The following is an 8,016-nucleotide window of genomic DNA, read 5'->3' as shown; positions in this document are numbered from 1 at the left end:
TTCCATTCCTACAAGAGTTTCGGATAAATGAAATCTATCCATCAATAATCCGATTTCATTATAAAAAGTTCTAAATCCCTCTATTGAATTTCCAAAGCAAAAAGGTTTTTTTGTAAGCTCAATCCCCCTCCAATCAAAAGCTCTAAAATAATGCTTTTCACTACCAACATCAATACCAACTACCATTGTCTTTTCTGTTACTTGCCTGATTTTCTTGTTTTGTGTAAAATTCATCTGTAGATACCTCTTTTGTTCTGTTTATTGCCAACTATGCAGGGTCAGCAATTACAGTTTAACTGAGGTATCTTTCTGTTTCTACAAATTCACACTTTAAATGTTACAGGAAGCTATGAAAAAAAAGATGCTGCGCATCCGGCAGTTTCCCGCCGGATGCCGCAGCATCTTTGCTACCTGAACGTTATTCTGTTTTTCTTATCCGGCAACGCCCCTTTACAGCAGCGCCTCTGCCGTTCTCTCATGAACGGACCGCCCCCTGAGGAACGGCCCCGTCACCTGTTTCGGGCGGATCACTTGTACCGCTTGATCTCGTCCTCAATCACCTCGAATCCCTTGTCCGGAGTCTTGGTCACACCTTCCCCGTAAATGGTCTTCCAGTCATCTTTCATGGAAACCGGAATCCAGTGGAACTCTTCACAGAGTGCTCTCATCTTGTCCGATTTTTCCACATTTCCGTACTCCCGCTCCGTATCATCGCAGCAGAGCATAAAGGCAAGGCTCTTATACGGATTCTTTGTGATCGTGTACTCCGCCATGCTGGAGTCACCGGTACTGTTGCCGAAGGAGAGCACCGGCTGCTTACCGATCTCCTGCGCGATCACCGCCACCTTGTTCATCTTCAGGTTCTTCACGATAAACTCGCCGCCGAGGATCAGATCGTCACTGTCGGTGTAGACATAGTGGAGACCGTCCTTCTCTTCCTGACCGCGGGCAACCAGCGTCTCATCCGAGCCGATGACGCGCTCCGCCGGAATGTGAATCAGATCATTGTCCTCCACAAGTCCACGGACAATCAGACGGTCCGTTCCGCTGACAATGTAGGAAGTGAAGCCGTTCGCTTCCAGATAGTCCAGAACTTCCATCATCGGACGGTAGAAGGACTCGCCTCTGGTCATTCCGCTGTATCCCGGTGCCGGCTGATTCCGGTAATTTCTCACATAATCCAGAAATTCACGGATCGTCATGCCGGAGAACGACGAAGCGATCGCTTTCCCGTGATCGATGTCCATGGTGGACGGGTATTTTCCGTCCTGAATCCACTGAAGGATCTGTACCGCAACATCCTTCTCCGTATCCGTCGCCTTGTCCTTATACTCCGGATCTTCCAGAACACGCTGCAGAAGCAGGCTGTGGTCAAAATAGATCGGGTTCGTCTCGCTGCAGAGTGTGCCGTCGAGGTCAAAGACCGCAATCCGGTTTTCCACCGGAATAAAGTCCGGGCTGCCCTCTTTCGTGACTGCTTCCACATAGGCAGTCAGCTGCTTTGCCGATTCCGCGTTCTCAGTCCAGAGTGTCAGCTTCCCTGCCGATTCCGCGTTCTCTGCCGCAGCGGTCTTTTCACCGCCCGCTTCCGCTGTCTCTGCCGTGTCTGCGGCATTGGCCTTCTCCGCTCCGGCAGCCGCCGTCTCCACCTGTGCCGTCTGCGCCGCTCCCTCCGGTGCTTTCCAGTTCATTGTCCCCATCAGGAAAAAGCTCTCGATCAGGAGAATACAGATCGCCGCGATCGCGACGGCCTTCCATGTTTTTGTGTTCTTATGTTCTTCCATAGGTTCCTCTCTTCTTTCTCACTCAGGCAGCCTTCTTGACTTCAGCCGCCTCCGAAGATGCTGCGGCACGGTCCTCCGTCCTGCTCGTTTCCCTCTTCGAATCCTCGTTGATGTACTTGTAAATGTACTCGTTTGCGAGATCTTCGATTCGTCCGTTCTTGGTCTCCTTATCCAGGAACTCATTGACATAATATGCCAGTTTCTCATATCCCTTCGGAAGCAGAACGCCGATCTCCCCCCTGGTGAACGGTTTGTGGATCAGCGGTGCGGCAAGCCGGCTGTCCTGTCCGACATAGTATCCCGCCTCCATAATCTCCGTGATCATGACATCCGCTTTTCCTTCCGCGATCAGTCCCGGAATCTCTTCATTGGCCTCATGGATGATCAGTTTTGCCTTCGGAAGGTTTTCCTTCGCGAATTTCTCATTCAGTCCGCCCGGGTTCTCCATCACAGTCACCCCCGGCTGATTGATCGCCTCAAGGCTGGTGTATTTTTTCGCGTCTTCCGCCCGGCACAAAACGGTCTTTCCGTTTCCGATATATCCCTTCGACATCAGCGCTTTCTCTTTCCGGGCATCATTCACGGTGATGCCGCAGATGGCCAGATCGAATTTGCCGGCCAGTGTATCTTCCATCAGCGTCGGCCAGGTGGTCGGCACATACTCAATCTTCACGCCGAGGTCTTTTGCAAAATCCTCGATCAGTTCCACATCCATGCCCCAATACGTTCCGGTCTTCGCATCTTTGTAGGACATTGGCTTGTAATCACCGGTGGTTCCGACTTTCAGAACACCCTTTTCTTTGATCTCCTCCGGACCGGTTCCGCTGAGATGCGCTTCCTCCGCCTTCTTCAGCCAGGCAGCGCTGACGGTCGGAACCGATTCGCTCGATACCGGGAACGTGAAATACGTATCCGGGTATGGCTCATTTTCCAGAGTGAAATGCCACCACTCTTCCGCAAGCGGCTTAAATCCGTGATTCAGCATCGCCTCGCGGAGAATCATGCGGTTTTCATACTGCTTCGCGGTGATCTCTTTGTAATCCGGGTGGCTGAGTTCGCCGAAGAAATCAAAGGTTCCGCCCATGTCGACTTCCTTCTCGGTCTTCATGTCAAAGAGCGTCAGATCGACGGTGCTTCCTCTGCTGTGGCCGGAGTGCCTGTCGATATATCCCTGCGGGAACAGCACACTCTTATCGAGATCCGGATAGAAGAAGCTCTTCATCCGGGTATCTTTTTCCTCCATCGACCAGTTCACAAAATTCGTGACCGCTTTCTGCGGACGGTACGCATCATAAATCTTCAGGCGGTAGCCCTTCTTTACCAGCTCATCGCTGACTTCGCGCAGGGCAAATGCCGCTTCCTTGGTCAGGAAAGCCAGCGGCTCCTCGTATCCGTCGACCCGGTCACCGATGAAATTATAGGTGGAATAATAGCGGATCTCCAGAATCGCATCCGGAATCACGTCGCTCAAAAGCACGAAATCCGAGGAATCGCCCGACAGTTTCACATCGCTCTTGGCCACTTCCGGATCCGATTTTTCCATCAGATGATCTCTGGTGTCAATGATGACGGTGCAGTCCGGTTTCACCCTCTGCATGATGGTCTTCATCGTGTATTCCGGAACCGCAACGCAGCCTCCGGTATACGGGTTCTCCGGTCCGAAGCTGTGCAGGAAGATCGCCGATCCTCTGCCCGGTGTTCCGTCCTCATTGAAACTGATATTCAGGCAATACTGATACTGGTACTGATAGTCAACAATATGCTCGCTGTTCTCCTTGTCCAGATCCGGATAGTCCTTGATGTCCACCATCTCGTTGTACTTCATGCCGTCCCGCATATCTCCGGACCAGTACGTGTCATCGTCGGCCTTCTGATAAGGAATCGCACAGCCCGGATCATCGGCGATACCGAAGGCGCGGTTGAATTTATACCGTCCCATCGGCGTCTGTCCGCAGCCCTCCATGTGCTCTTTGTCCGGGCAGAGGCCATTGCGTCCGACAAAGCCCGGCGTCGAGAGAATCTGTTTCCATTCGCCGTTTTCATTCTTTTCGTGCATGGAAATGGCCGCGGTCGTCTTGTTCACACCCATCCCCGCCACGATAAAGAGCTGTGTGGCATCCTTTTCTTTGGCCTCATCCAGATTTTTCACCCAGTCCGGGGAATCCGTCTCCCCCTGAGATGTCACAAACATGTCGCCGCCGGCGTCTTTTTTCTCCTCCACTGCGGATGTTGTGGCAGACGCGCTGTTCCCCGTCTGACCGCACGCGCTCATGGCCGCAAGCGCTGCCGCCATCAGAACCGCCGCAATACTTTTCCATTTTTTTCTCATCCTGCGTTACCTCCCCATCTTTTATCTTCAGTCCATTACTGTCTATTTCGATCTTAACCAGTAATTATCTGAATTTATATTTTAATTATATTATATTTCAGCCATCAATAGTATACTTTATTCGCCAAAAAAAGAAGCGGAAATCCCCCGCCGGGAATCTCCGCTTCTTCTCTCATTCCGGCATTCTTTCCGTCCGCCGTTCTGTCATTCTGTTGGCCTGTCGTTCCGCCATTCCGTCTTTCTGTTGGCCCATCTTTTGTCGTTCCGTTCTGTTTACATATTCCGAGGTCACATCTCACTCTTCAGCGCTCGCTTGTTCTCATACATTCTCCGGTCTGCTTTCCGGAATACATCCGCGACATTCTCCCCCGGCTGATGTCTTGCCATTCCGGCTGCCACCACCACCTGGTTCTCCAAATGATGCTCATGATTCAGCTTCGCGATCATGCCCATCAATATGTCGATATTGTCGTAATCCTCTCCCTGCGCGACCACCGCAAACTCGTCGCCGCCCATCCGGAAGACCGGACTTCTCTTGAATGTCCGGCAGATCATCTCGCAGCCGTCCATGATATAGCGGTCACCTGCCTGGTGTCCCAGCGTGTCATTGATCCGCTTCAGTTCATTGATATCAAAGACCACCACCGCAAATTTCAGATCATTCTCCTCTTCGATCTGACGGTTCAGCTGCGCCTCCAGATTCTGGTACGCAATCTTGCGCTTTACTCCGGTCAGTTCATCCTTGTTCGCCTCGGCCTTCATCGCCGAGAGCTTCATCGCATATTCTTCCTTCCGGCGAACCTCGTCGTCCACATTGATGACGCCGATAATGATCTTATCCTCCCCGTTTTCATGGAGAAGGATCGCCTTGAGCAGCATATGCAGCGGCCTTCCCTGAATCATCAGACGGTAACTGATCGTAAACATACCGTTTGCCCGGATGTCACGCAGGATGTTTTCTTTGGTAAACCGCTCAAAGAACACCTCCTGATCGTCCGGGAAAATCACGTTCTGCCCGTTAATCCTGGTCTGCCCGTAAAAATCCTCTCCCTGTGTAACAATTCCTACGGTATCATATTCCTCACTGGAATCAAACTGCAGATAGGAATCCGTCTTCGGATCAACGGAATAGATTGCCATAATCTCACCGGACAGCGCCGCAATTCTGGCGAAGGACATTTTTTCCTCCCGAATCCGCTCCAGCGCCTGCTGCTGCCGCATCTGCGCGTCAACATTATTGATACCGAGAATCACATTGTTCCCGTAACCTCTTGTCTTGACAATCTTCATGTTGACATAGACCGGTTTTCCATCCATCATGTTCCGGTACGTCAGCGTGAAAGAACCGTTCTCCCGGAGTCCATGCTCAATCTTCTCCCTGGTGAACTCCTGAAGGAAAGTCTCCAGATCCTCTTTATAGATCATGTTCTTTGCCACTTCATAGCTCTCCTTGAAGAAGTCTTTCCCCCGACGCTCGATTGAAACATCACGGTTTGCTCCGTTCGGTGAGTACTCCGTGAATTCCCCGGTATCCAGATTGATGAAATACAGGAAAATATAATCTTCCGACAATGCTCTCGCAATATAGTTATACGTCAGAGCGTTCTTTTCTTCCGTGCCTTCCGTCGCCGAGAGAACAACGACAATCACCGCCGTTACGCCGGTAACCGGGTTGATGGCCGCTCTCCGGATCAAAAGCTGAATAGTCTTTCCGTCAGGCGTGCGGTCATCGATAATCGCACGTACTCCGTCTTTTGCGCAGCGGATGACAGCATTCAGAGAATACGTTCCGGCCCGGTTGAGATAATCATGAACTTCAAAATCGGTTTTCCCGTAAGATGTCGGGAAGTTTTTACGGATAAATCCTTTAAATGTCTCGTTGCACCGCACCACAGACAAATGATCATCCTTGCACTCCACGATGATCATCGGCCAAGTGTCAAAATAATTCTTCAGAGACTCATCTTCCGAATCCTCCATCGAAAGATTGTACAGGTTAATCCTTCCAAGCTGGGCATAGTACCCGGCCTCCGCCGGGTTTTCAAAGCCGATCTGCTGATTCGTACGATAGCGTTCCAAAAGCTGTTCCAGAGAAACCGGCCTGCAGAAATAGTATCCCTGCAGCATCGTACAACCGATATCCTTCAGGAAGTCAGCCTGTGCCTTGGTCTCAACACCCTCCGCGATGGTATCCATTCCAAGTGCCATCGCCATCCGGGCAATCTCCGTAACAATAATCCTCGACCGCTCCTCTTCTTCCAGCTGCCGCACAAACAGCATATCGATCTTGATCAGATCAAACGGTATCTCCTGAAGAAGCGCCGGTGAAGAATATCCGCTTCCGTAATCGTCCATCCAGACCGTAAAACCAAGATTCTTAAACCTCTTGATCTCCCGTGTCATGTACTCAACGTCATCGACAAGCGCGCTTTCCGTGATCTCGATCACGATCTTATTTCTCTCAATTCCGGCTTCATCCACTCGTCTTCGGATCTCTTCCACAATATCACAGGAATAGAAATCCGACCGGGACAGGTTAATGGACTGCGGTACGATGAAAAGCCCGTTGTCTGCCTGAACTTTTAATTTTTGAAGAACATTTTCCAGTACATACAGGTCAAGCTTGTAGCTGCTGTTGGTCTCCTCCAGAGTCGGAATAAAAATCTCCGGACTCAGACAGCCTTTTTCCGGATCGTTCCATCGGGAAAGTGTCTCCTCACAGCAGACCTTTCCGTTTGCAGTGCGGATGATCGGCTGATAATAGACTTCGATCTGGTGTTCCCGGATGACCCGGTCGAGATTCTCGATAATATACTGCTTCTTTTCAATCTCCGTCAGCATGCCTCTGTCGAACGGATAGATCATTGATTTGTAATTGTGCCGTCTGGAATCACAGGCAATCTTCGCACGGTCGCAGGCTCCGCTGATGCTGATCGACTCATCTTCGTAGGTAAAGATACCGATCCGGAGCGGCATATATCTGCCTTTCTCCTTTTCCTCGTTCTCCGCAATCAGGATCTCTGCCTTCTCCTTCGCATTTTCCGCGTCCGTAAATACACAAAAATGATCCGCACTGAAACGGCTGCAGTTTTCATGGCTGAACAGCTCAATGATCCGATCGGAAAAAATCTTCAGAAAACGGTCTCCGCCTTCCATTCCGAATTTCTGGTTGAAGGCCTTCATCCCGACAAAATCCATGTAGAGAATTGCGGGAACCTTTCCTTTCTCCCGGATCTCACGGCATCCCGCTTCCGCCAGATCAAAGAAATACGTCATCGTCGGAAGACCGGTGAGATAATCATGTTCCATCCGATTGGTACAGCTTCTCTCCTTCAGCTGATCCGCCAGAATATCCTGAACCCTGTCCTCTTTGTTCCGGATTCTCACCGCATTGTCCACATACTCTCCCTGATCGGTATACCAGACAAAGGCAAGCCGGACTCCATTTTCCTTGAAAATATGTCTTCCATAGGCATGGATGATCCGGTACTGTCCATCACGCATGCTTCGGTAGATGACATCGTAATTTTCCCCCTCTGTGGCGAAACGGTAAGCCGCATTGCCGAGCGCTGCCATGTCATCCGGATGCGTATCGCGATACATATTGTTATCCATCAGATCATAGACATCCCTTCGGTCCATGTCGGAATAACCGAACAGATCGATGAATCCCTGCGACAGAACGACCGTGATTACTCTTTTATTGATAAACTGGTATATCGCATAGGGAACATCGCTTTTCTCCAGAAAAGCAAATTCTTCCTCACTGTATCTGAACTTACCCAAAAGAACCTCCCCCGCTGCTGAAAAGCGCACTCATAGAATTGATTCTGTGGAACTTTTGCGCAATCGCAAGCCCTATCGCGCAAAATATCTGCTATATTGTATTTTACCATGCAAACA

3 protein-coding genes and 1 pseudogene are annotated in these 8,016 nt (G+C 50.5%); all 4 read right to left on the bottom strand.

The annotated features are described in order from the left end of the window. Nucleotides 1–234 (bottom strand): annotated as a pseudogene (locus BMW41_RS00655) (IS110 family transposase); the annotation flags it as partial. A 293-nt stretch (nt 235–527) separates the two neighbouring features. Next, on the bottom strand, nt 528–1,784 hold the full coding sequence (locus BMW41_RS00650; protein WP_074647841.1) for a haloacid dehalogenase-like hydrolase: 1,257 nt from the start codon (nt 1,782–1,784) through the stop codon (nt 528–530). A 22-nt stretch (nt 1,785–1,806) separates the two neighbouring features. Next, a complete protein-coding gene (locus tag BMW41_RS00645; RefSeq protein WP_074647838.1) occupies nt 1,807–4,113 on the bottom strand; it encodes a M15 family metallopeptidase in 2,307 nt (768 codons plus the stop codon). A 288-nt stretch (nt 4,114–4,401) separates the two neighbouring features. Next, nucleotides 4,402–7,899, bottom strand: coding sequence for an EAL domain-containing protein (locus tag BMW41_RS00635; RefSeq protein ID WP_074647832.1), 3,498 nt, complete (start codon nt 7,897–7,899; stop codon nt 4,402–4,404). Between the last annotated feature and the right edge of the window lie 117 nt (nt 7,900–8,016).

Origin of the sequence: [Clostridium] aminophilum, from assembly GCF_900101295.1 — a bacterium.
GTDB lineage: Bacteria > Bacillota > Clostridia > Lachnospirales > Lachnospiraceae > Clostridium_R > Clostridium_R aminophilum_A.
Note: the sequence above shows the minus strand (reverse complement) of the source record. Positions and strands in the feature narration are given on the sequence as shown.